We start from the raw sequence: 22,437 nt of genomic DNA, 5'->3' as shown, positions 1-22,437 counted from the left end.
TAATTATTTCGTTTTACATTCTAAATTAACTCTATGAATTTGTAAATGAATTTATGAATCTTTTATTTTTGGAATCTTTAACTATGAAAATTCGGGGAAAGGACTATTGAACGTTATTTATAAAAAAACTTGCATTTGAGAAAAAAATTGAGTAAGATTTTAATCGTAATTGTTACGATTTGATGAATAGTTGAAAAGATAGGACAAAGGTGGAAATTGCTTAAATGGTGACAAACATATAAGAGAGCAAGAGGACCATCTATAACTTATAAATCGTAATGATTTTGATTTGGTAGAATGAGGTGAGAAATAAAAAAACTGCCAGTTACTGTAGTTATTTAGGTTCAACCAAAACAACTTTACTAATTATTCATGAACCAATTGTGAGAAAAAAAGAATGCCATCAATGGCGCTTAATAAAAAACAATACAGGAGGAATTCAATATGAGAGTAAAAATTACATTAGCATGCACTGAAACAGGAGACCGCAATTACATTACTACAAAAAATAAGCGGAATAACCCTGACCGCATTGAATTAATGAAATATTCACCACGTTTAAAAAAACGTACATTACATAGGGAAACAAAATAACCACCTAATTGTTTAGCAGATTTTATACTGAAAAGTTTATGCCTAAATAAAGAGAGAATTAGCCATCCCGCTGCAGGTTAGCGGGACAAAGTATGATTTTAATTGAGGGGGAAGGTCATTGAATAAGAATACACACATTAGCTTAGTCTTGGCAGTGCTTTTGATGCTGCTTACAGCTTGTTCCGCACAAAACTCCAACCCATCTGGGGAAAAAAATGGAGAAGAAAAAAAGAAAGAAGTCACGTTCCTTTCCAATTTTCCAAGTGAAACGCTTGATCCGCACCTGAACTATACCGCTGTCAGGGCAGGGATAACCGAAACACTGGTGAAAGTCAATCAGGATCAAGAGCTTGAACCATGGCTTGCGGAAAGCTGGGATACAAGTGTTGGCGGTCAGACATGGACCTTTCAAATCAGAAATAACATTACCTTCCAAAATGGAAAGAAAGTAGATGCAGCCGCTGTAAAAGCTTCTTTAGAACGAAACATACAAGTGAGCGAAGCCATGAAAACGGCATTAAAAATCAAAACAATGGAAGCGGATGGACAAACCCTGAGCATTACAACTGAACAGAAATTGCCACAGTTTCCTTCCGAGCTTGTTCATCCCAACACCGCTATAGTGGATAGTTCCGTGGAGAACATGGAACAAAAACCAATCGGAACTGGCCCTTTCAAAGTTGTTTCTTTTGAACCGAACAGCAAGCTGGAACTGGAAATGAATAGAGAATACTGGGACGGGGAGGTCAAGCTTGATCGAGCAACGATGACCTTTAACGAGGATGCGAATGCACGGACAACGGCGCTTCAGTCGGGAGATGCAGATATTGTTTATCGCCCGGCCATTGAAAGCATTGAGATTCTTAAAAGTGATCAATCGATCAAAACGGATGTGGTCTCCAGTCTTCGTACGCATCTTCTCATGTACAACTCAGGCAAAGAAACATTTAAGGATGTCAATGTAAGAAAAGTGTTTGACGCCTTGATTGATCGTCAAGTGGTTGCAGATGATATTATGGCGGGGCAAGCGACTGTCGCCGAAGGGCCATTCCTGGCAGAGTCACCGTACTCACCAGACTATGAAAAGAAATTTTTTAGCATGGAAATGGCCAAAAAATATTTAGAAGAAGCAGGATATAAGATGAAAGACGGAAAGATGGTAAAAGACGGAAAGCCGCTTACTCTTAAGCTCATGACCTATTCCTATCGTCCTGAATTGCCATTAATCTCCCAATTGCTGCAATCCAATGCAAAAGAACTAGGAATTGCCATTGAAATTCAGCAGGTTGAAAATATTGATGAATATTTGGCAGAGAAAACGGATTGGGATATAGCCACATACAGTTTGATTACTGCTCCAAGGGGAGATGCGAGCTATTTCCTTAATTCCGCGTATATGGCAGGGGGAGCAATTAATCCAGGGCAAATTCAGAATGATCAGCTTACAGAGCTAATAGAAGAGCTGAATCAAACGTCTGATAATGGAAAACGGAATGAACTATCAAAAGCAGCTATCAAGATCATTGATCAGGAAAAACTGCACTCCTTTCTTGTTCATCCCAATAATTTTGTTGCATATAAGGATTACGTCCTAAATTGGCAGACCAGTACAAGTGAATACTACGCATTAACTAAGGATCTAGATGTGAGGACAAAATGAAACAGGCTGGTAAAAGACTGTTTGAGCTTGTGCTTTTCATGTTTATATTATCCTTTATAAGTTTTGTGTTCATGAAGGCAGCTCCTGGTGACCCTGTAAGGTATATGCTGAATATTGATGACGTTTCTATTACAGATGAACAGGTTGAAGAGCTTAGAAAAGAGCTTGGCTTTAATGAACCCATTTATGTCCAGTATTGGAATTGGCTGATCCGATTCTTTCAGTTTGATTTGGGGGAATCTTATATGACGAAACAGCCAGTTTTGCAGGAGCTGATTAACAAAGTTCCTGCCACACTTTCCTTAACTTTTTCATCAATGGCGGTTATGATGCTGATAGCTGCACCGATAGGAACTCTTGCTGCCTTGTATAAGAATAAATGGATTGATCACCTCAGCAGGATTTTTGCTTTAATTGGTGCTTCAGTACCCAGCTTCTGGCTGGGGCTGCTTTTTATGCAGCTGTTTTCTGTTAAACTGGGAATTCTGCCTGCTATGGGAAAAGGTACTTTTCTTCATTTGCTGCTGCCATCCCTAACATTGGGAATTGCGATGGCTGCTGTTTATGTTCGGCTATTGAGGTCCAGTCTGCTGGAAAGCCTGGGACAGGATTTTATCAAGTCTGCGAGGGCACGGGGGCTTTCACAAAAAAGAATTTTTTTCTTTCATGCTTTTCGCCACTGCCTTACCCCGGTTATAACTATTTTTGGGGTAAGTCTGGGGAGTTTGCTTGGCGGAACAGTTATTATTGAAGTTCTTTTTGCATATCCTGGGGTTGGCAAACTGGTGGTAGAAGCAATCGTTAGAAGGGATTATCCGGTTATCCAGGGGTATATTCTTTTCATGGGGCTGTTTGTCGTGATGATTAATTTATTGGTTGATCTTTCGTATCGATACCTGAATCCGGAAATCCGATTGAGGGGTGGGGACAAGGGATGATAAATCGTTTGCGAACAACAAATTCGGTCATTTTATTAATGGGTCTTTTTCTTATTGCCATCATCATTGCTCCTTTTATTGCTCCATTTGACCCGAATCAGGTGAATATGGCCGACCGGTTAAAGCCATTGAGTTTGGAACATTTTTTGGGAACTGACCATTTAGGGAGAGATGTTTTTTCCAGAATCTTGTCTGGTGCCCAAACGACAGTTGGTACAAGTTTTCTGATATTGGCTATTTCATTGCTTCTTGGTGTTCCAATTGGCCTCGTCTCTGGATATATCGGAGGAAGATTAGACCGTATTCTCATGAGGGTGGTCGATGCCTTTATGGCGTTCCCTGATTATATTGCCGCGATAATTTTGAGCGGCCTGCTGGGACCGGGGATATTCAATTTAATCTTTGCCATTGTCATGGTGAAATGGGTCGGATATGCCAGATTAGCCAGGAGTACCGTTCTGACGGAAAAACAAAAGGATTATATCTTAATAGCTAAAGTAAATGGTGTTGGCTCGATGAATATATTGCGCAGACATATGATTCCTCATGTTTTAGGGAATGTGATGGTTCTTGCGACCCTGGATGCCGGAAAAATCATTTTAATGATCGCTTCTCTCTCCTATATTGGATTAGGGGCTCAGCCTCCGACTCCAGAGTGGGGGGCGATGCTGAATGAAGCAAAGGCATTCTTCTATAATGCTCCACACTTAATGCTCATTCCCGGTTTAGCCATTATGGTGATTGTCCTTATTTTTAATTTGTTTGGTGATTATTTAAGAGATTACTATGATGTGAAAAACCAGAACGGAGGCAGATGATGTCTGTTTTAACCATTTCGAATTTAACCATAAAACATAGGGAAGAAACCCTGGTACAAAATATCGGGTTATCCATCAATGAAGGGGATTGGGTGGCGCTAGTCGGTGAGAGCGGAAGCGGGAAAAGTGTAACAGCTTCCTCCATTGGAGGCCTGCTGCCGCGTGAGCTCATCATTTCGTCTGGCAGCATCCATCATGGCGGTGTAAATCTCTCCAGCTTAAAGGAAAAAGAATGGCGCACCTATCGCGGGAAAGCCATTTCCTATATTTTTCAGGATTATCAGGGAGCTTTCACCCCATTTATGACCATCGGTGCTCAATTCGATGAAATGCTGAGAACACATTTGAATGATTCGAAACAACTAAGAAAATCAAGGGCTTTGGAGTGTTTAAACAATGTAAATCTGCCTGGAGAAAGGGTCTATCAAAGCTATCCATTTCAGCTAAGCGGAGGGCAGCTGCAAAGGGCTGCCATTGCCATGGCGACGATACTTAAGCCGAAATTGCTCATTGCAGATGAGCCGACAACCGCTCTTGACAGCATTACTGCAGTCCATGTTCTTCAGCTGCTTGCTGAGCTGCAAAAGCAAACAAACTGTGCAGTATTATTTATTACTCATGATTTGCGGCATGTACGGAAATTCGCCAATAAAATGGCTGTCATGCGAAAGGGAGAGATTGTCGAGTCCGGAATGAAAACGGCGGTATTAATGAATCCCAAGCATGCCTATACGAAAGCTTTGATAGCTGCCATTCCTTCTTTGAAGCAGACGAAAGAACGACTGGTAACGATAAAAAATTTGATTTAAAGAAGCGGGTGAATAAATGAATACGGCTGGACTTGAGGTACTGGTTTCAAAAAATATTACGAAGCAGTATTCGTTTGGGCAAATTGCGGTCGATCAAGTATCTCTTGTCATAAAGAAAGACGAATGTCTGGGCATTGTTGGGGAGAGCGGGAGCGGGAAAAGCACATTAGCGAGGTGTCTCCTTGCATTGGAAAAAGTAGATCAAGGTGAAATCTGGTTTAAGAACAAGGCGCTGCATACGGCCAGTAAAGAGGACCTTCGCTCAATTAGAAGGGGAGTCCAGGCAGCCTTTCAAAACCCTGCCGCCTCTCTGAATCCGAAACTGAAAGTCATCGATTCGCTGATGGAACCATTGGATTTTCAAAAGAATATCCAGCCGTCTTTTTTAAAAGGAATTCGGCAGCAGCGAGAAAAGGCAGCAGAACAGCTGCTTGAGATGGTGGAGCTTCCATCCAAATATCTTTCCTGTTATCCCCATGAATTAAGCGGAGGTCAAAAGCAGAGGGTCACGATCGCCCGAGCCATAAGTATTGAACCTTCGCTTATCATTCTGGATGAACCCACAGCGAGTCTTGATGTTTCGGTTCAGGCCAAAGTCTTGAATCTATTAAAAGACCTTCAGCAGCATTTAGGCGTGTCCTATCTATTTATTTCGCATGATTTGGCTGCAGTGAACTTCATGAGCGACCGGATCATGGTGATGAAACAAGGCCAGGTAGTAGATGAATTCAGCAAATATGATTTATTTTCAGTGAAAAGACATCCATATACAAAGGAATTGCTGTATGTTTTTGAAGGGTAAGGGGGATCATCATGAATCATAAGGCATATCTCACTTTGGCTATTCCACTCATTATTTCAACCATAAGCACTCCCTTATTAGGGGCAGTTGATACAGCGGTGGTGGGCCAGATGCAGGATCCTTCATACATTGCTGCAGTTGCAGTAGGTACGATTATATTTAATACATTGTACTGGCTGTTTGGATTTTTGCGGGTCAGCACATCCGGATTTGCCGCTCAAGCTCATGGTGCAAAGGACACGGAAGGCGGAATGCTGGCAATCGCCCGTCCTTTCCTTATCGCTGTTATAGCAGGAATTAGTTTAATTGCCCTTCAGTTGCCAATTATGCAAGTGTTCTTGCCGCTGTTAAGCCCGGATCCTCATGTACAGTCACTTGCCGATGATTATTTGCAGATCAGGATTTGGGGTGCGCCCTTTGCTCTCTTAAACTATGTCATTCTGGGCTGGCTGATGGGAATGTCTATGATCAAAATATCGCTGTTAGTGCAAGTGTTGATGAACCTCATGAACATTGTCCTGGATATCCTCTTTGTATTTGGCTTTTCGTGGGGTGTTTCCGGTGTAGCAGCAGCGACTTTACTGTCTGAAATAACGGCTTTTGCCATCGGATTAGTGATTGTTTGGAAAGCTTCTCCATTCAAAGGAACATTTCCATCTTTTCATAAAGTGATAGACTCGTCATCGTTCAAGAAAATGATGAAAGTGAACAGGGATTTGTTTATTCGGACGGTTTGTTTGTTAATTGTTTTTAATTTATTTACTGCCAAGGGTGCTTCCTTTGGAACAGAAACATTGGCTGCCAATGCAATCCTGCTCCAAATCCATTACATCATGGCTTATTTTTATGATGGTTTTGCCAATGCATCCAGTATTATGACAGGAAAAGCAATTGGCTCAAAAGATAAAACACTGTATCAGCAGACGCTCAAGTTATCCTGGCAGTGGGCAATATATTCATCGGTTATAATAGCCAGTGTCTATTATTTGCTGAATGATTATATTCTCAGGTTATTTACAAATATTCCAAGGATCATAGAAACGGCCCAAAGCTATGAAATATGGATTATCGTGTTTCCCCTTACGATAAGTTTTGGTATTATTCTTTATGGAGTTTTTACCGGTGCAACCGAAGCCGCACCTATTCGGGATTCCATGCTCCTTGCCTTATCCATTTTTTTACTTGTTTATTTTCTGGTGGTGCCGATCGCCGGAAACCATGGATTATGGCTGTCCTTTCTGATCTTCAGTGCAGGGCGTTCCGTCTTTTTAGCGATGTATGTCCCCCGGTTAACAAGAAAACTGTTTCCTGAGACTGGACCATTTAATAATGAAGAAAATAAAACACTTAAGAGCTCTTTATTGTAATGAAGAAGCTCTTTGTAAGTAGCGTTATGGATGTTTTCACATCAGTCTTGCTGTTTAGCAGGACTTTTGTGTATTCAGCAGCTTTTTTATAGTAAACTTTATACTCATATTTCGGGCCTGCAAAAAAAGGAAAAAAATTTTATAAAGGAAGATATTCAAGTTGCCATTTTTCTGAAACTATGCAATACTTGTTTGAAAAATCAATATTATAATCAAATTCTTATCCAGAGAGGTGGAGGGACTGGCCCTGCGAAGCCTCAGCAACCCCTGATTATTTCAGGAAGGTGCTAATTCCAACAGAGTTAACGCTCTGGGAGATGAGAGGTCGTTTTTAAAGTATAAAGGCCTCTTGTAATAAGAGGTCTTTTTTGTTGCCTTTTTATAAAAGGCTATTTTCGTAAAGTTAGTTGCTTTTAAGCGATTAAATGAGTTTAGCCACTGAGTTGATTGGAGCGGAGGGCACTTGATCCTCGAAAATGCTGTCGCATTTTCATCGTGCGGTGTCTATTCGAGGAAGCTTATTCAATGTCCTGCGGGAGGAGAGGGGGTGAGAGACCCCACAGGCAAAGCCGAGGAGGCTCTCATTCCTCCCCGCGGAAAGCAAGTGCCTGCAGCGGAAATCAACGGATATCATTTTCAAGCTCAAAAAACAATTATTTAGAAAACAGCCATAAAAAAGAATGTGATTTATTTGATTTAAAGATACGACCTATAAAAGAGGAGGAATGGACATAATGGAAAGCAGCGTTATACAGGTACCGGAAGCTTACGTAAAGATATTACAGGAATCACAATTGCTCGGCTTTGAGCAGTCATGTGATCGAAAAACAGGTTTTTTACTAAAGGGTTTGGCTGCCTCAAAACCAGGGGGCAGCTTTTTAGAGCTGGGAACAGGTACAGGAGCGTCTGCTGCCTGGATCATCGATGGAATGGATGAATTCAGCACGCTTACAACGGTTGACATTGATTCAAGAGTTCAGTCCATCGCAAGAAGGCACCTGGGGAATGACAGGAGAGTATCATTTTGCTGCGAGGACGGAGCAGCCTTTATTCAAAAACTATCAGAACGGTTTGACTTTATTTTTGCAGATACGTGGCCGGGAAAATTCGAGCTGCTGGACAAAACGTTGGACCATTTAAATGTTGGCGGATTTTATGTGATTCATAATGTGTTTCCGCAATCGAAATTACCAGAAAAATATAGAATCAAAGCAACTAAACTCTTAAAAACTTTGCAGGACAGACCTGACCTGGACATTACAGAATTAGATTGGTCTACCGGGCTGATATTGGCAGTTAAGACTGGGGTTAATTTATAGAATGAAATTATCACTAGAATTGGGGGATCGTTCATGAATCTTGTGAAAAATCAGGTTGAACATGTACTGCATGAGGGTGAAAGCGTTATTGAATGTTTAAGCTGTTCATTAGTAGCACATTACTGTTTAGCACCGCAGGCAGGCTTCTTTGCGGCAACGAACAAAAGACTGCTATTCTGTGGAATCCAGGTATCAGAAACAAACAAGGAATTTGTTGAAGAATTTGAGTATAGGAATATCGCTTCCCTTTCAGAAAAAAGAGGAATCACAGGAAAGCATATTCATTTGTACTATAACCAAGACTTGTACAAATTCCAGCAAATTCAGGGCATGAATATGTTTGATTTTATGGTAGCTGTTAAGGAAAAGATGTGCTTGTTTTCCACTTCAACAAAAGAGCATTATCCTGTAAGATAAGCGCTCTTTTCAACTTAGGTTTTGGTTTTAATAAATTAAAAAGGGCGAAAATATTTGAATTTATGCCTCGGGGTTTTTTTTAAGAATCGTAAGAAATCCTAATTACTTAAGTAATCTTGCCATACATTAGCGATTAAATGGACCCCTCTCTGAATTTCCTGCATAGTGGGTGCACCATATCCAAGCATCACTTGATGGTTTGGCTTGTGAAGCAGATACATAGGTGAAACAGCATCAATTTCAACTCCTCTTGCCTTTGCCAGTTCGATTGCTTTTGATTCATTCAATCCTTCGGGTAATGTCACGGTGATATGTAAGCCTGCTGTACCCCCTATGATTTCAAATTGTTCTCCCAAATGGTTTGATAGGCTTTCTATTAAACAGTTTCTTTTGCCTCGGTATAGAGTTCTCATTTTTGCTATATGAGATGTATAATTTCCTTCTTCCATAAAATTTGCAGCAACCCGCTGGTCGATTCTTGAAACAGTCGATTTTTGATAAGTATTAAACTTTTCAAAGTCTTGTTGAAGAGAAGCTGGCATAACAAGATAACTTATTCGAAGGGACGGCAGCAATGTTTTTGAAAAGGTGCCAAAGTAAAGCACACGGTCTTTTGAATCCAGATGGGATAATGTCGGGATAGGTGCTCCTTTGTAGCGAAATTCAGAATCATAGTCATCCTCGATAATATGAGCATCCTCTTTATCTGCCCAATTTAATAACTCAGCCCTTCTAGCAATAGACATTATCGTGCCGGTCGGATATTGATGAGCTGGTGTCAAATATAATAGTTTTACTGGCTCATTAGGCACACGGCATCCTTCTTCATCCACAGAAATCGGATGACATGACAGCTGTAATTGTTCAAAAACAGATTTTGCCCGAATAAAACCAGGATCCTCTGTTCCGATGGCTCTCCGGTTAAAAAACAAACATACGTTTAGTAATTGCTGCTGAAAACCGCTGAATACATACACTTGCTCAGGCTGGCAGGCCAGCCCTCTAGCCTGTTGCAGGTATTGTGCAATTTGTACACGGAAAGAATATTCTCCCTGCCACGGTGCATTGCTGCCATTGGATTCACTAAGCTCTTTTCGATATAGTCTGTTCCAATGTTTGTAGGGGAAGGCAGAGGCATCAACCTGCCCATTTTTAAAATTGATAAGATACTCATCCTGAACTCTTTTCTCAAAAGTAGCTGTATCATTCTCACTATAGTGCCATTCATCCTGAATTTCCGAAACAAAATATCCTTTGCGTTCCACTGAATAACAGTATCCCTCACCCTGCAATTGTTCATAAGCCATTTGAACAGTCATGATGCTTACGTTTAATTGTTCAGCCAAACGCCGCTTTGCAGAAAGTTTAGCATGAGCTGGCAATTTTCTATCTAAAATCGCTTTTTGTATTTGTTCATAGATTTGCTTATATTTTGTTTTATGATCCGAAAGCAGAATTTGAAGTTCCATATAATCACTCCTTGGTATTATATTAAAATTCATTTTTGGTTATTTAAATCATACCAGAAATCAATTTTAATAGATTCAAGGAGAGTGATATTATGAAAAAATTAAAAACAATTTTGTACAGTTAATTCCAATGGGACTTGAGCATATAGAAGGGATTTATGAAGCGTCTCAGGATAAACGCATATGGGAGCATATGTCTGTCGATTTAACTGACAAAAGGAGGGTTATTCAATATGTTGAGGATGCTATACAAAAACGTGAGCAAGGCACCGATTTTGCTTATGTCATTGTAAATAAAAATACAGGGAAGATCATCGGTGCAACCTGGTTTCTCGATATTTCAAACCAACATAAACGGCTTGAAATCGGCTCAACTTGGGTGAACCCTATTTATTGGCGCTCAAATATTAATACAAACTGTAAATATTTATTATTGAAATATTGCTTCGAAGAACTTTCCCTTAACCGTGTACAAATTAAAACCGGACATAAAAACATCCGTTCGCAAAAAGCGATAGAACGAATCGGTGCGGTTAAAGAAGGCATCCTTAGAAATCATATGATACGAAAAGAAGGGACTATCCGTCATACTGTCCTATATAGTGTCATAAAGGAAGAGTGGGACAAAGTAAAAAGACAATTCGAAGAACGCTTGCTTTATTAAGGTATTGTTGAATTGGTGGAGCATCCCAGGCAAGAAGTTTATAATCGATAGTAAAAGCTACTAGAAAGGTGTGGATAGAAGTGAATGCTGCTTCTTTTTTTCCTGAGAATATCAAAAGGGCTCTCCAGAATAATCCTCCTGGGGAGTGGATTCCGGAGATTCCTGAAGATTGTATACGACTGCATTGCGGCTATCCAGCACCTGCCCTTGTTCCGGCTGAGGAGGTAAAGGCAGCTGTTGCCAGTCTATTAGAAGAGGAGCAGGATTTGCCGCTCCACTATATTGGAAGTCCCAAAATATTAAAGCTAAAGGAACAGATCTTAAAAAGATTGAAAGAGCGGGATATTTTTGTTTCGGAAGAAGAGCTTTTGATAACTTCAGGCGCTTGCCAGGCGATCGATTTAATTGCCCGCATTCTCCTGGATGAGGAGTCAATCGTGGCAGTAGAGTCTCCCACCTATATGGAGGCTTTAGAAATTTTTCAAAATTATACTAAGCGTAAAATCAGTATTCCTGTAGATAAGCATGGACTTCAAACTGATGTACTAGAAGGAATTTTAGCAGAAAGGAAACGAAGAGGGCTAGCTCAGCCGCGTTTTCTATATACGATTCCAACTTTTCAAAATCCAACAGGAACGACAATGACAGAAGAACGCAGGCAGCACCTATTAGATCTGGCCGACAGCTATGATTTCTTAATAGTTGAGGATGATGCCTACGGGGAATTATCATTTAATCAAAATGTGCCAACATTGAAAGCTATGGATAAAAAGTCTAGAGTTCTGCATGTCGGTTCGTTATCCAAAATCGTGGCACCAGGAATGCGTATTGGATGGATAGCAGGAGCAAGGGAAATCATTCATGCATCGGACTGGTTTAAAAAAGATCTGAACCATCCATTTGCTCAAGCCACCATGGCTGTATATTTAACAAACACCAATTTTGAGGAGAGACTCATAACCTTGAGAGACACATACCGGTCCAAATGCGCCGTCCTGCTCTCGGCACTGGAACAGTACCTTCCTGAATCAGCTTCCTGGTATGTGCCAGAAGGCGGTTACTTCGTTTGGATGAAGATTCCTGGTGTCGATACATCGAAAATGCTGACGCAGGCGCTTGCGGAGGGGGTATCTTTTATTCCTGGTAAATACTTTTTCTTGGACCAATCGGATGGGACGGAATTTCTTCGGCTTTCCTTTAGTTTTGAGGATGAAAAGGAAATTGCAGAGGGGATTCGCAGACTGGGGAGCGTCGTTTCTTGCCAAGCGGATCATGGTAAATGATTCAGGGTTGATGAATACTCAAACAAAGCCAAAAAGTGACCAAAAGAATTGGTGAACCTGAGAATGATCATTCTTAACTTTCAGCGGATCGAAAAATTGAAGTGGGGTGTTCTTGATGACAACTAGCAGATTGAATCCTGAAGTTGATGAATTTTTAAATAAAGCCGAAAAGTGGAAAGAAGAATATGAGAAGTTAAGAAAAATCGTTCTTGACTGTGAGTTGACCGAAGAGTATAAGTGGATGCATCCCTGTTACACGTTTGAGAATAAAAACATCGTTTTAATTCATGGATTTAAAGATTATTGTGCGCTTCTGTTTCACAAAGGTGCGTTGTTAAAGGATGCCCATGGGATTCTAATCCAGCAAACGGAGAATGTACAGGCTGCGCGCCAAATTCGGTTCACCAATGTCCAGGAAATTGCTGAAATGGAAAGTATCTTGAAAGCCTATATTTATGAAGCCATTGACGTTGAAAAAGCCGGTTTGGAAGTGAAAACTAAAGAGCATAAAGAATACATAATTCCTGATGAACTTCAAAATAAGCTCAATGAAATCCCTGCCTTGAAAACTGCTTTTGAAGGATTGACGCCAGGGCGGCAAAGAGCATACATTCTTCATTTTTCTCAGCCCAAACAATCCAAAACCCGAGAATCAAGGATTGTAAAATGTATGCCGAAAATTCTCGATGGAAAGGGACTAAAGGATTGCACTTGTGGACTATCTCAAAAAAAGCCCAACTGTGACGGCTCGCACAAGAACATCGATAGTAAAATCTATTAATCATGCTTTAAGATATTGCCACTCTTTCGAGCTCTCTTTTAGACTAAAGGTTACATTCAAACAGATAAATCATGATCTTTAGCGCAGGACGTTCAGCCTTTTTATCCATTTTTGTATCCGGATTGACGCTGTTTCCATAGTAAGGTGACCGGTTACGTTAACATGTAAAAAGGGGAGGCACCTTTTTGGCATTATAGGAAGTATTTTAAAAAACTCCATTTTCATTAGGGGAATCCTCTGGTATAGGCTGCCCTACATCCCATAGTTCAACGATCTGGCCATCTTGAAAACGGAAAATATGTACAACAGCTCCTCCTAGATCCTCGGGATTCTGCTTCACATGGGAGTGAACGGCAACGGTTTCATTCTCTTGGATAGCGAGTTTAACGGTCAATATCTTGTTTGGATTTTGGGCTGCATTCTCTTCCATCGCAATCATGAGTGAATCTGCATCGCCAGGGAAAAAGGGATTATGGTGGGAAAAGCTAGGGCCAATGTAACGCTGATATGCATCACGAACTTCCCCAGAGGCTACGAGCTGCAGAAAAGAAACTGCTTTCTCTTTAAGGGTGAGCTCCGATGTATGTTGTTGTTCCTTACTCATCTAAATCATCCTCTCGTTTCAAAAAATGTTGTTTGAATTAATTAGAAGTATAAGTTATATACAAGTCAATGACAAATAGATATTGTCTAGGTTGTATAGTAGTATTTTTATCAGTTAACAATTCTTAAGTGATATATTTTTAGAATAAAGGGTTTAACAAAGGAGTATGTTATGACAATCATTGAAAAATTAAAACTGAATAAATATAAAAATATGGCTGTACTTAACCAGCCAAGTGATTATGATGTATTTAATGGATATAAGACCACGTTATCAGGCGAGCATGATGCAATTTTCATCTTTGTAGAAACCATAGATGAAATGGCAAAGCATACTCGAAAAGTGATTGATGAGGAACAGCTGCTTGAAAAAGGCTATTTATTTTTAGCCTATCCGAAAAAAGGAAATAAACGGTATGATTCTTTCGTTCATAGAGATGATATTTTCCCAACGATGAAAGTGGGCGAAGATGGGTATGTGGATCATAGTGATGTGAAGTTCTCGCGGATGGTCAGTATGGATGATGTCTTTACGGTTGTTGGATTGAAGCGTGAAAAGAAGAAGGAGAAAAAGTCATCTGCTCCCAGTCAATGTGTGGCTGATTACGAAGATAACGTGAAGGATATAGAAAAGATTTTAGAAGAATATCCAAATGCATTAACATTTTATCAGGAACTTACGCCAGGCTATCAAAGGGATTGGGCTCGCTACATCTTTTCTGTTAAGCAGCAGAAAACACGTGATAAACGCCAAGCACAAATGGTCGATATTTTATCGCAAGGGTATAAGTCAGTTGATTTGTATCGGCAGAAGAAGAAATAACAAAAGAAAGGTGACTGACCCCGGCTGTGTAAAGTGTTAGCGAATGTAAGGGGACAGGCACCTTTTTTTATGGAGGTAAAAACTAATAATCTTGACCGGTAACAACCGATATGTTACCATAAGGTCACATCTAAAACACGTTACTTTTTAGTCACATATTAACGAAAGGGTCGATGTAATGGGCGACGAACTATCCACCGTTTTTAAAGCATTGGGACATCCGATCAGAAGGGGAATTCTCGATATTCTAAAGATATCACCAAAAACGACTGGAGAACTAAACGACCAATTTCCTGAAGTCACAAGGTATGCCATTATGAAGCATCTAAATATTTTAGAGGAAGGCCATTTAGTCGTGGTACGGCGAGAAGGAAAATATAAAAGGCATTTTCTTAATGCAGTGCCGCTTCAGGAAATGCATGAGCGCTGGGTGGGTAAATATATGCAATCCACTGCCAGCTCGCTATTGAATTTACGGAGGGCTGTAGAAGAAAAAGGAGGAGAATCGATGGAATCAACAAAGGATTTTCGAATTGAACAGGAGTTATTTCTTGATGCACCACGCGAAGAAGTATTCAAAGCATTAACCGAAAAGGTGGAAGATTGGTGGGAGTTTCGGATAGCTCCAAATGGAGTAACATCCCACTTTACTTTTGATCCTGTCCCGGGCGGCCAATTTATTGAAAAATGGGGAGAAAAAGAAGGGGCAATCTGGGGAAATGTTTATTTTGTAAATGCTCCTGAAGAAATTCGCATGCATGGCCATCTTGGCATGCAGGGAGCGGTAAACAGTGCTTATACGTATCGACTTCTTGAAAAAGAAGGAGGAACACTGCTCCAGCTTTCCCATACAGCCTCTGGTGTTATTCAGAAGCAATGGGAAGAGGACCATTCTAAGGGCTGGGAGTATCTGCTTGGAACCCTGCTGAAAAAATACGTGGAAAGTAAATAGGAGGCCAAGATGGTAGATGTTTTAACAGGAATAACAATTAAAAGCCCTATTTCACAAGTTTCAGAATATGCAGCAAACCCTGATCATGCTCCTGAATGGTATGAAAATATAAAGTCAGTTGAGTGGAAAACACCAAAACCACTCAAATTAGGTTCCCAAATAGCTTTCAGGGCGGAGTTTCTAGGCCGGGAACTAGCATATGTCTATGAAATTGCCGAATTTATTCCTGAAAAGAAATTTGTGATGAAAACAGCTAATGGGCCATTTCCAATGGAGACCATCTATAAATGGGAAGCTATCAATGAAAACCATACTCGTATGACTTTAAGAAATATAGGGAACCCAAATGGCTTTAGTAGGATCATGTCCCTTTTCATGGCTCCAATGATGAGAAGAGCAAACATGAAGGATTTGAAAAAAATCAAAGCCATTCTTGAACAATAATAATCCGTATAGTCCCTGGTGTAATATAACTTAAAGGTGTCTGATTCCTGCTGGCTATAAAGGCTGTGAGCTAGGGACAGGCACCTTTTTTTGTTAATATGTTGGTAAAGGTTGGGTTTAATAAACGGAAGCATTTAACTTACGCATTATTAAGCGTATTAAGGATGTCTCTAGAGAATTAATAGCTACTAAGGAAAGGCTAAAATCTCTTATGAAATTCTCTTATAGAGGATATGGTGAACAATATGTAAAAATGTAAATTTAGTCATAAAAAACTTATTAAGAATTTATAAAATTATAATCGTTTATTATTTGAACCGAAATAAACTTGCAGTTCCAAAGTCCCGTCTTTTATCGTTTTTTATTAAGATCTTACTCTTAAAGAGGTCAGAAGCTAGATAAACATTGCATCTTTGCTGTTAACAAGCTAATAAACCTCCTACTGAACTCCTGTTTTTTTTGTTAATGCTTATTTTACAAAGTGTTAACTTCTTCTTAAGAATATTCTGTTAACCTATTTGATAGAAAAGCTCAGCAGAAAGACAGCTCCAAAAAAATAGGAGGTATATTTTATGTTAGTTGGAAGCAGGGATCTTAACAGAAGAGATTTTTTAAAAATTGGCGGAATGAGTACATTGGCAGTCACTCTTGGGTCTACTGGATTTTTTTCATTGGGCGAAGCCTCCAGTGCGCTTGCTGCAGCACCAAATCCTGCTGGCGGTTTCGGAGGCTACGGTCCCTTAGTCAAAGATCCAGCGGGTATTCTGGATCTTCCTCGGGGATTTAAATACAAAATCATTTCTAAAACAGGAGATCGAATGTCTAACGGAGATTTGGTTCCGGGCAATCTTGATGGTATGGCAGCCTTTCAAGGTCCAAAAAATACAACGGTCCTTGTGAGGAATCATGAACTCGGAACGAATGCTGATTTCCCTGTTAACGGAAAGAATCCATGGAGCAAAGGGGCTGCAGGCGGAACAACTGCTCTGGTTGTTGGACAAAATAACGAGGTTATTAGCGAGTATGTGACGAATTCAGGAAACATCAGGAACTGTGCAGGAGGACCTTCCACATGGGGTACATGGTTAACATGCGAGGAGACTCGGGAGCTTGGACATGGTTTTGTTTTTGAGGTAAATGCTCATGATCCCGAAAATGCTATGTCAAAAACTCCTATTCGGGATATGGGTTACTTTTCCCATGAAGCATGTGCGGTCGATCCATCAACTGGTATTTGGTACTTAACGGAGGATAGCAATCCAAGCTTTTTATATCGTTTTACTCCAAATGACCGAAGCCAAAAACTTGGTTCTCTGCAAAAGGGCGGAATTCTTGAAGCGGCAGCGATTGATGAATTGCCTTCTTCATCAGCCAGTTCCTTCAGTAATGGACAAGGATTTGGGATCGTTTGGAAGAAAATTAATCCAGAGCGTGCGAAAGAAGATGCACGTGATATGGGATGTATTCGATTTAGCCGCTTAGAAGGAGCCTGGTTTGCAGCAGGCACACTTTGGTTTGACGATACCAGTGCGGGCACCGGAAAACTTGGACGTGTATATCGGTACTATCCAGCGACTAATACACTGGAGCTGTTCTATGAATCTGCCGCTTCCGACGACTTGGAGATGCCGGATAATATAACGATTACTCCTTGGGGAGATCTATGGATTGCTGAAGATGGAAGCGGAAATGACCGAATTATTGGCCTTACTCCTGAAGGAAATGTCTACACGTTTGCAGAGAATACATTAAATGGTTCTGAATTTGCAGGACCTGCATTTTCACCAGATGGCAATACACTATTCGTTAATATACAAAGCCCAGGGATTACGCTTGCGATCACCGGTCCTTTCGCGCGAAGAAATGCTGCACGCCAGCGGACGATGAGCTATGCAGCTCCACCAGCCTCCTTTGCTCCTGCTGTTTCAGATAAGCTGGCTGCATTCGCAGAAAAACAAGGGATGTCTATCTTAGAAGCTGCTGCATTAGAACGCCACGGAATGCCCATTATTTAATTGAGGGATAACGCAAGCAACCCGTATTGAAATAGTATTTTAAAAACCGCACGGTAATGTTTAGCGATGCGGTTTTCAATTTGTCGACAAAAGAGGTTTAGAATGGTCTCATTCTGAACCCTTTTTGTTAAAGCTGCAAGCACGGAGGGTAATTAAACTTTAGGAAAAGTGAAAAGAGCCAAACCTGGAATAAAAAATCCGGCCACTTCATATGGCCGGGTAAGGTAGATCTATGCAGTCATTTTTACAACCTTGTTTTGCTTACGCTTCTTAGCATATTCCGCAGTAGCGGTGAAAAGCGCATCCGATGAAGAGTTAAGTGCCGTTTCACAAGAATCCTGCAGGACACCGATGATGAAGCCTACTCCAACCACTTGCATGGCAATGTCATCTGGAATTCCGAATAAGCTGGATGCCAAAGGAATGAGCAACAGGGAACCGCCAGCTACACCGGATGCCCCGGCAGCGGATACTGCAGCTAAAATACTAAGAATCAATGCAGTTCCAAAATCCACTTGAATGCCAAGTGTATGAACGGCTGCAAGCGTCAAGACAGAAATCGTAACAGCTGCGCCTGCCATATTGATGGTCGCCCCTAATGGGATTGAAACGGAATACGTATCTTCATCCAAGCCAAGTTTTTCACATAAGCTCATGTTTACCGGGATATTTGCAGCAGAGCTGCGTGTGAAGAATGCTGTAATTCCGCTTTCCCTTAAGCATCTTAGAACAAGCGGGTAAGGGTTTTGGCGAATATTGATATACACGATAATAGGATTTATAACAAGTGCGATAAAGAACATGCATCCGAGCAGAACAGCAAGCAATTTGCCGTAGTCGAGCAAAGCGGAAAGACCGTTTGTGACTATCGCTTCAAATACTAGGCCCATGATCCCAATCGGAGCTAAGTTAATGACCCATTTTACTAACTTTGAGATCGCATCCGAGATGTTGCCCAGCATGTTTTTTGTCGTATCAGCTGCATTTCTTAAGGCGATGCCAAGAAGAACCGCCCATGTCAGGATCCCGATGTAGTTGCCGTTCAACAGGGCATTGATCGGGTTGTCCACAATGTTGAAGAGCAGCGTCTGAAGGACCTCCACAATTCCGCCTGGAGGAGTCACATCTTCAGCACCTGGTGCAAGTGATAAGGTAACCGGAAAAAGGAAGCTTGCGACAACTGCGACAAACCCGGCCAGGAATGTACTAATTCCATAAAGGGCTACAATGGATTTCATATTTGTTTTGTGGCCGCTTCTGTGTTTGGAAATCGCATGCATAACCAAGAACAGAACTAGTACAGGTGCAACCGCCTTTAATGCACCTACAAATAATGAACCAAAAACTGAGACCCATTTTGCTGCATCCGGAACCGTTAAAGCCAGGGCAATACCGATTACAATACCTATAAGGATCCGTTTGACAAGGCTAATTTGGTTCCACTTCCGAATTGCATTTTTCATAAAAGTACCCTCCGAAATTCTTTAGAATAAGTAGATAAAAAGATAAAATGGCCTATCACTGTTTTTGACAACAGCAATATCAGATAGTTTAACACAAATATTTAAAATTGTGCGATAAATTATTATATTGAAATATTTGTAAGGCTTAAAATCCTATGGCTTATTGCTTAAGAACAAAGGTTTCCGCATAAATTTTCACGACAAATGGTCTAATAATTACTTTGAGGAATAAACTTTCACCGTTGCCCAATCTAAAAATATATTTACCGTTTCCTAAAATCCAAAAAATGGGGTACATATAATGACAGGAATTTTATTAGCCCTAGTTCAGCGGTTTCATAGGGAAGTATTGTATTTGTCAGCAATAAGCTTGGGGGAGAAACGTTATACGATGATAGAGACATGACCCAATATCCAGGATTTCAGGAGAAGGAATAGGATATTTTTCATCACCTAGATATTATAAATAGAAACATAAATGGCCTGACCGTATTTTTTGTGAAGGGAAGGCTTTTTTTCATCTAATAGGGCAGGTTTTTACTTGTAGTTGTCGAAATAAGAATCGACTACCATGACAATTACGATTATATAGAGCAAAAATTTTTAATAAACCACTAGGAGGTAAACATGGGAAGATTAGTTCATTTTGAAGTTCATGTGGATGACATGGAGCGGGCAAAGAAGTTTTATGGAGAGGTATTCGGATGGTCATTTCAGGATTGGAGTGATTACGCAGGAATGCCTTACTTTGGAGCAGTGACCGGTGATGAGAATGAAACAGGGATCAATGGTGCTTTGATGCAGCGGCAAAGTCCTCCGCCGGAAGCTAACCAAGCTTTAAATGGATTTGCTTGTACAATGGGAGTGGAAGATTACGATACAGCAGAAGCAAAGATTCTTGAGAATGGCGGAAAAGTCGCCATGCCTAAATATGCTCTGCCCGGAATGGCGTGGCAGGGATACTATCTTGATACAGAAGGGAATGTTTTCGGCATTCATCAGCCAGATGCGAATGCAAAATAAAATCAATGACTGGTGAAAGCATGAAATCCGCTAGGCAGTCCTATAGGCTTGGAAGAAGATCGGTCTAATTCAAGAAGCTTATATAGGTGCCTGCCTCCAACTTCATTAAAGCATTAGTGAGTTAGATAAGTACACCTATTTTTCATAGTTAACCGCACAGTGATTTTCACTCGTGCGGTTTATTTTTTAAAATTTGTTTTCATCCTCAGTCATTTGATTGGTATAGTAGTTGGATCATGTTGAGAATTGCTTTTGTAAAGTTCAATAATTGATCTTGTGGGCACACTTTTTAAATAGATTTTAAAAGGTTTTTATGAGAAGCTGATGGTGAAGTGTTTTACCGGGATTTTTGGTAATAGACAGTACTATGGAGCTGGCACAATCGTAAAAGCGATAAATCCTCAGTAAGTGCCAGATTGAAATAAACGTATTGGAGTAGCTAGGGAAGATAATGAAGAGATATAAGCTGAAGAATAATTTTAAAGGATTAAAAAAGGGCACACAATTTTATTTGATTGCTGAATCCGAATTTATTGGAATTAAAGATTTTGTTTTACGAACTAAAGACTTATCGATCAGGATAACGATTAATGAAAAGGAGCTGTATAAGAACTTTACACGATTGATTTAATGGGAGAAAATACTTCTGGTAAATACTCCAGTTGAGCTTTCCATTTATCGGCTTATACCAGGGTGGTTACGCTCCTCTTCCTTTCCAAAAATGAAATAGAAAACAAGAGAATTACGTGGATAAATTTGAACAAAAAATAGCTGTCACTTTATTTGTTTTTTTAACCTTTCTCACTTGGCTTTTTCATCTCTATTTATTTTTCTGCAGAAATTGATTGGTGGACTGTTCTTAATGGGGAACAGACCAGTTATGATACATACGCGGTTAGTGTTTCATTTACTAGGATTTTGCTTGGTCTAGCCCTATCTCTAGTTTCTGGCTTATTTATATATAGGTTAATTAGCAAAAAATAAGTTTTATTATTGAACTAAGGGAATTAAAGAGCCAGCTGTAAAACTTGCAGCTTCTTTCCAAACGAATGTAGCAGTTAAACAGGAGCCTTTGTACCTTTATTACGAAAATATTTTTCTGTCCATAAAAATACGTTAGTTATGAACTTGGCTAAGATGATTAAGATCATATACCCAAGAAAAGATATAAATAATTTGTATTTCCATATAATCTAAAAAGTCCCAGACCTACAAGAAGGGGCTTAAAAACAAATGCCAAAACTGCTGATGTCAAAGAAAAAATAATAATTTTTTTTATGATTTAATGTCCATTGGTATACAAGCATAAAGGTTACAGGAATAAAGCTCGAATCAAGGGATAATCCTGGTATCATTGGAATTATTGGAATAGGGTAATGCAAAAAGCCTAAATTTTTTGCATATAGGTCAATATAACCAAATAAAACATGAATGCTGTACCCGTAAAAGCCCATAAAAAAAATTTTACTTTTATCAATTTGGAAAAACAGAATAATTAGCGGAACAACAAGTAAAGAGACCATCAGCCAATATTCAAAGGACGTGTAGAGGAAGTAATCGAGCCAATATTCATTTAATGCCTTTTGCCCCTCTTTTCCCATTTTTACAATATTATCGAATTGTTCGATACGTTGTTTTTCCATTGACGTTCATCCTTTAAATAGGGATTCTACTCATATTATGCTTATTTGGAAATTATATATGTAGATGTACAAGTCCTGTTTGGTCTCCAGTGATTACATACCATTGTTATCATACCAGGCTTCATTTGTTGTAGAAAAGGTCAGGTTTGTTGCCTGTTACAAGAAGCTAGATATAAATTGTAGAGATTAAAGAGGTGAGTTTTATGCGAAATTAAAAAATAGTAATGTCGTTATTAGTTATTGCGATAATTAGTTTATACATTATCTCTAATAATTTACTTACAACAAGTTCTACAACCGCTATCGTTAAAGTTTTGGAAAAAGGTTATTCAAAAGAGAATGAAGAAGCGTTTATTGTAGTCGTTCCTCCGAATATGTCAAAAGAGTATCAATTGAAACTAAGATTTTAGTAAAAGAACATGGGGTAAGAATTTAATTAAAGAGGATATAACATATCTCGTAAACTATAGGAACAAACAGAACGGCGTGAGTATCTTAGACCACATTCAAAATATGGATGATAATGATGCAATACAACTTTAACTAAAGA

At 39.8% G+C, this 22,437-nt stretch carries 22 protein-coding genes and 1 riboswitch; of the genes, 18 read left to right on the top strand and 4 right to left on the bottom strand.

Annotated elements, in window-relative coordinates; all coding sequences use genetic code 11:
- Positions 1 to 444: 444 nt before the first annotated feature.
- The 9 genes from rpmG to J7I93_RS14575 all read left to right on the top strand — a co-directional run bounded on the left by rpmG (position 445) and on the right by J7I93_RS14575 (position 8,724).
- A complete protein-coding gene (gene rpmG, locus J7I93_RS14620; protein WP_117325841.1) occupies positions 445 to 594 on the top strand; it encodes a 50S ribosomal protein L33 in 150 nt (49 codons plus the stop codon).
- 163 nt (positions 595 to 757) lie between these two features.
- Positions 758 to 2,254: a nickel ABC transporter substrate-binding protein gene (gene nikA / locus J7I93_RS14615; RefSeq protein WP_214726621.1), complete on the top strand. Its 1,497-nt coding sequence runs from the start codon at positions 758 to 760 to the stop codon at positions 2,252 to 2,254.
- Positions 2,251 to 3,192: a nickel ABC transporter permease gene (gene nikB / locus J7I93_RS14610; RefSeq protein WP_214726601.1), complete on the top strand. Its 942-nt coding sequence runs from the start codon at positions 2,251 to 2,253 to the stop codon at positions 3,190 to 3,192. The genes nikA and nikB overlap by 4 nt, the downstream gene beginning before the upstream one ends.
- Positions 3,189 to 4,010, top strand: coding sequence for a nickel transporter permease (gene nikC / locus J7I93_RS14605; RefSeq protein ID WP_214726600.1), 822 nt, complete (start codon positions 3,189 to 3,191; stop codon positions 4,008 to 4,010). Before nikB ends, nikC begins: the two co-directional genes overlap by 4 nt.
- Positions 4,007 to 4,819, top strand: a complete 813-nt coding sequence (locus tag J7I93_RS14600) for an ABC transporter ATP-binding protein (RefSeq protein ID WP_251025846.1) — start codon at positions 4,007 to 4,009, stop codon at positions 4,817 to 4,819. Before nikC ends, J7I93_RS14600 begins: the two co-directional genes overlap by 4 nt.
- A gap of 16 nt (positions 4,820 to 4,835) precedes the next feature.
- Entirely contained in the window at positions 4,836 to 5,621 is a 786-nt protein-coding gene (locus J7I93_RS14595) for an ABC transporter ATP-binding protein (protein WP_214726599.1), read from the top strand.
- Between the two features lie 11 nt (positions 5,622 to 5,632).
- Positions 5,633 to 6,988, top strand: a complete 1,356-nt coding sequence (locus J7I93_RS14590) for an MATE family efflux transporter (protein ID WP_214726598.1) — start codon at positions 5,633 to 5,635, stop codon at positions 6,986 to 6,988.
- A gap of 217 nt (positions 6,989 to 7,205) precedes the next feature.
- A riboswitch (SAM riboswitch) is annotated at positions 7,206 to 7,312 on the top strand.
- Between the two features lie 410 nt (positions 7,313 to 7,722).
- The gene (locus tag J7I93_RS14580) at positions 7,723 to 8,307 is read left to right on the top strand and encodes an O-methyltransferase (protein ID WP_214726596.1); all 585 of its coding nucleotides are present in this window, start codon (positions 7,723 to 7,725) and stop codon (positions 8,305 to 8,307) included.
- A 33-nt stretch (positions 8,308 to 8,340) separates the two neighbouring features.
- Positions 8,341 to 8,724, top strand: a complete 384-nt coding sequence (locus J7I93_RS14575) for a PH domain-containing protein (RefSeq protein ID WP_214726595.1) — start codon at positions 8,341 to 8,343, stop codon at positions 8,722 to 8,724.
- A 98-nt stretch (positions 8,725 to 8,822) separates the two neighbouring features.
- Here the strand turns inward: J7I93_RS14575 and pdxR are convergent, their stop codons facing one another.
- Entirely contained in the window at positions 8,823 to 10,193 is a 1,371-nt protein-coding gene (gene pdxR, locus J7I93_RS14570) for a MocR-like pyridoxine biosynthesis transcription factor PdxR (protein WP_214726594.1), read from the bottom strand.
- Between the two features lie 130 nt (positions 10,194 to 10,323).
- Between pdxR and J7I93_RS14565 the strand changes: the two genes are divergently transcribed.
- The 3 genes from J7I93_RS14565 (at position 10,324) to J7I93_RS14555 (ending at position 12,921) form a co-directional block, all read left to right on the top strand.
- On the top strand, positions 10,324 to 10,857 hold the full coding sequence (locus tag J7I93_RS14565; RefSeq protein ID WP_214726593.1) for a GNAT family N-acetyltransferase: 534 nt from the start codon (positions 10,324 to 10,326) through the stop codon (positions 10,855 to 10,857).
- 80 nt (positions 10,858 to 10,937) lie between these two features.
- On the top strand, positions 10,938 to 12,140 hold the full coding sequence (locus tag J7I93_RS14560) for an aminotransferase-like domain-containing protein (RefSeq protein WP_214726592.1): 1,203 nt from the start codon (positions 10,938 to 10,940) through the stop codon (positions 12,138 to 12,140).
- A 115-nt stretch (positions 12,141 to 12,255) separates the two neighbouring features.
- Positions 12,256 to 12,921 carry a DUF1801 domain-containing protein gene (locus J7I93_RS14555; RefSeq protein ID WP_214726591.1) on the top strand — a complete coding sequence of 222 codons (666 nt, stop codon included), beginning with the start codon at positions 12,256 to 12,258 and terminating at the stop codon, positions 12,919 to 12,921.
- A gap of 205 nt (positions 12,922 to 13,126) precedes the next feature.
- On the opposite strand, the gene J7I93_RS14550 is transcribed toward J7I93_RS14555, so the two are convergent.
- Positions 13,127 to 13,525, bottom strand: a complete 399-nt coding sequence (locus tag J7I93_RS14550; protein WP_214726590.1) for a nuclear transport factor 2 family protein — start codon at positions 13,523 to 13,525, stop codon at positions 13,127 to 13,129.
- Positions 13,526 to 13,696: 171 nt separating this feature from the next.
- On the opposite strand from J7I93_RS14550, the gene J7I93_RS14545 reads away from it, so the two are divergent.
- The 4 genes from J7I93_RS14545 (at position 13,697) to J7I93_RS14530 (ending at position 17,758) form a co-directional block, all read left to right on the top strand.
- Positions 13,697 to 14,347: a YdeI/OmpD-associated family protein gene (locus J7I93_RS14545; protein ID WP_214726589.1), complete on the top strand. Its 651-nt coding sequence runs from the start codon at positions 13,697 to 13,699 to the stop codon at positions 14,345 to 14,347.
- A gap of 178 nt (positions 14,348 to 14,525) precedes the next feature.
- A complete protein-coding gene (locus J7I93_RS14540) occupies positions 14,526 to 15,299 on the top strand; it encodes an SRPBCC domain-containing protein (protein ID WP_214726588.1) in 774 nt (257 codons plus the stop codon).
- 9 nt (positions 15,300 to 15,308) lie between these two features.
- A complete protein-coding gene (locus J7I93_RS14535; RefSeq protein WP_214726587.1) occupies positions 15,309 to 15,743 on the top strand; it encodes an SRPBCC family protein in 435 nt (144 codons plus the stop codon).
- A 572-nt stretch (positions 15,744 to 16,315) separates the two neighbouring features.
- Positions 16,316 to 17,758, top strand: coding sequence for an alkaline phosphatase PhoX (locus tag J7I93_RS14530; protein ID WP_214726586.1), 1,443 nt, complete (start codon positions 16,316 to 16,318; stop codon positions 17,756 to 17,758).
- Between the two features lie 230 nt (positions 17,759 to 17,988).
- On the opposite strand, the gene sstT is transcribed toward J7I93_RS14530, so the two are convergent.
- Positions 17,989 to 19,221 (bottom strand): serine/threonine transporter SstT, encoded by a 1,233-nt coding sequence (gene sstT, locus J7I93_RS14525; RefSeq protein WP_214726585.1) that lies wholly within the window; start codon positions 19,219 to 19,221, stop codon positions 17,989 to 17,991.
- 627 nt (positions 19,222 to 19,848) lie between these two features.
- Between sstT and J7I93_RS14520 the strand changes: the two genes are divergently transcribed.
- Positions 19,849 to 20,244 (top strand): VOC family protein, encoded by a 396-nt coding sequence (locus J7I93_RS14520; protein ID WP_214726584.1) that lies wholly within the window; start codon positions 19,849 to 19,851, stop codon positions 20,242 to 20,244.
- Between the two features lie 451 nt (positions 20,245 to 20,695).
- Positions 20,696 to 20,875, top strand: a complete 180-nt coding sequence (locus J7I93_RS14515) for a hypothetical protein (RefSeq protein WP_214726583.1) — start codon at positions 20,696 to 20,698, stop codon at positions 20,873 to 20,875.
- A 592-nt stretch (positions 20,876 to 21,467) separates the two neighbouring features.
- Here J7I93_RS14515 and J7I93_RS14510 read toward each other — a convergent pair.
- On the bottom strand, positions 21,468 to 21,887 hold the full coding sequence (locus J7I93_RS14510) for a hypothetical protein (protein ID WP_214988477.1): 420 nt from the start codon (positions 21,885 to 21,887) through the stop codon (positions 21,468 to 21,470).
- Between the last annotated feature and the right edge of the window lie 550 nt (positions 21,888 to 22,437).

The organism is Bacillus sp. ISL-47 (genome assembly GCF_018613175.1).
Classification (GTDB): domain Bacteria; phylum Bacillota; class Bacilli; order Bacillales; family Cytobacillaceae; genus Cytobacillus.
Note: the sequence above shows the minus strand (reverse complement) of the source record. Positions and strands in the feature narration are given on the sequence as shown.

Excerpts from the sequence above, each read along its gene's own strand:
- nikB (WP_214726601.1), top strand. The coding sequence starts at position 2,251 with ATGAAACAGGCTGGTAAAAGACTGTTTGAGCTTGTGCTTTTCATGTTT.
- J7I93_RS14510 (WP_214988477.1), bottom strand. The coding sequence starts at position 21,887 with ATGGAAAAACAACGTATCGAACAATTCGATAATATTGTAAAAATGGGA.
- nikA (WP_214726621.1), top strand. The coding sequence starts at position 758 with ATGCTGCTTACAGCTTGTTCCGCACAAAACTCCAACCCATCTGGGGAA.
- J7I93_RS14535 (WP_214726587.1), top strand. The coding sequence starts at position 15,309 with ATGGTAGATGTTTTAACAGGAATAACAATTAAAAGCCCTATTTCACAA.
- J7I93_RS14575 (WP_214726595.1), top strand. The coding sequence starts at position 8,341 with ATGAATCTTGTGAAAAATCAGGTTGAACATGTACTGCATGAGGGTGAA.
- nikC (WP_214726600.1), top strand. The coding sequence starts at position 3,189 with ATGATAAATCGTTTGCGAACAACAAATTCGGTCATTTTATTAATGGGT.
- J7I93_RS14600 (WP_251025846.1), top strand. The coding sequence starts at position 4,007 with ATGATGTCTGTTTTAACCATTTCGAATTTAACCATAAAACATAGGGAA.
- J7I93_RS14550 (WP_214726590.1), bottom strand. The coding sequence starts at position 13,525 with ATGAGTAAGGAACAACAACATACATCGGAGCTCACCCTTAAAGAGAAA.
- J7I93_RS14530 (WP_214726586.1), top strand. The coding sequence starts at position 16,316 with ATGTTAGTTGGAAGCAGGGATCTTAACAGAAGAGATTTTTTAAAAATT.
- sstT (WP_214726585.1), bottom strand. The coding sequence starts at position 19,221 with ATGAAAAATGCAATTCGGAAGTGGAACCAAATTAGCCTTGTCAAACGG.
- J7I93_RS14545 (WP_214726589.1), top strand. The coding sequence starts at position 13,697 with ATGACAATCATTGAAAAATTAAAACTGAATAAATATAAAAATATGGCT.
- J7I93_RS14555 (WP_214726591.1), top strand. The coding sequence starts at position 12,256 with ATGACAACTAGCAGATTGAATCCTGAAGTTGATGAATTTTTAAATAAA.
- J7I93_RS14565 (WP_214726593.1), top strand. The coding sequence starts at position 10,324 with ATGGGACTTGAGCATATAGAAGGGATTTATGAAGCGTCTCAGGATAAA.
- J7I93_RS14540 (WP_214726588.1), top strand. The coding sequence starts at position 14,526 with ATGGGCGACGAACTATCCACCGTTTTTAAAGCATTGGGACATCCGATC.
- J7I93_RS14520 (WP_214726584.1), top strand. The coding sequence starts at position 19,849 with ATGGGAAGATTAGTTCATTTTGAAGTTCATGTGGATGACATGGAGCGG.
- J7I93_RS14590 (WP_214726598.1), top strand. The coding sequence starts at position 5,633 with ATGAATCATAAGGCATATCTCACTTTGGCTATTCCACTCATTATTTCA.
- J7I93_RS14595 (WP_214726599.1), top strand. The coding sequence starts at position 4,836 with ATGAATACGGCTGGACTTGAGGTACTGGTTTCAAAAAATATTACGAAG.
- rpmG (WP_117325841.1), top strand. The coding sequence starts at position 445 with ATGAGAGTAAAAATTACATTAGCATGCACTGAAACAGGAGACCGCAAT.
- J7I93_RS14580 (WP_214726596.1), top strand. The coding sequence starts at position 7,723 with ATGGAAAGCAGCGTTATACAGGTACCGGAAGCTTACGTAAAGATATTA.
- pdxR (WP_214726594.1), bottom strand. The coding sequence starts at position 10,193 with ATGGAACTTCAAATTCTGCTTTCGGATCATAAAACAAAATATAAGCAA.
- J7I93_RS14515 (WP_214726583.1), top strand. The coding sequence starts at position 20,696 with ATGAAGAGATATAAGCTGAAGAATAATTTTAAAGGATTAAAAAAGGGC.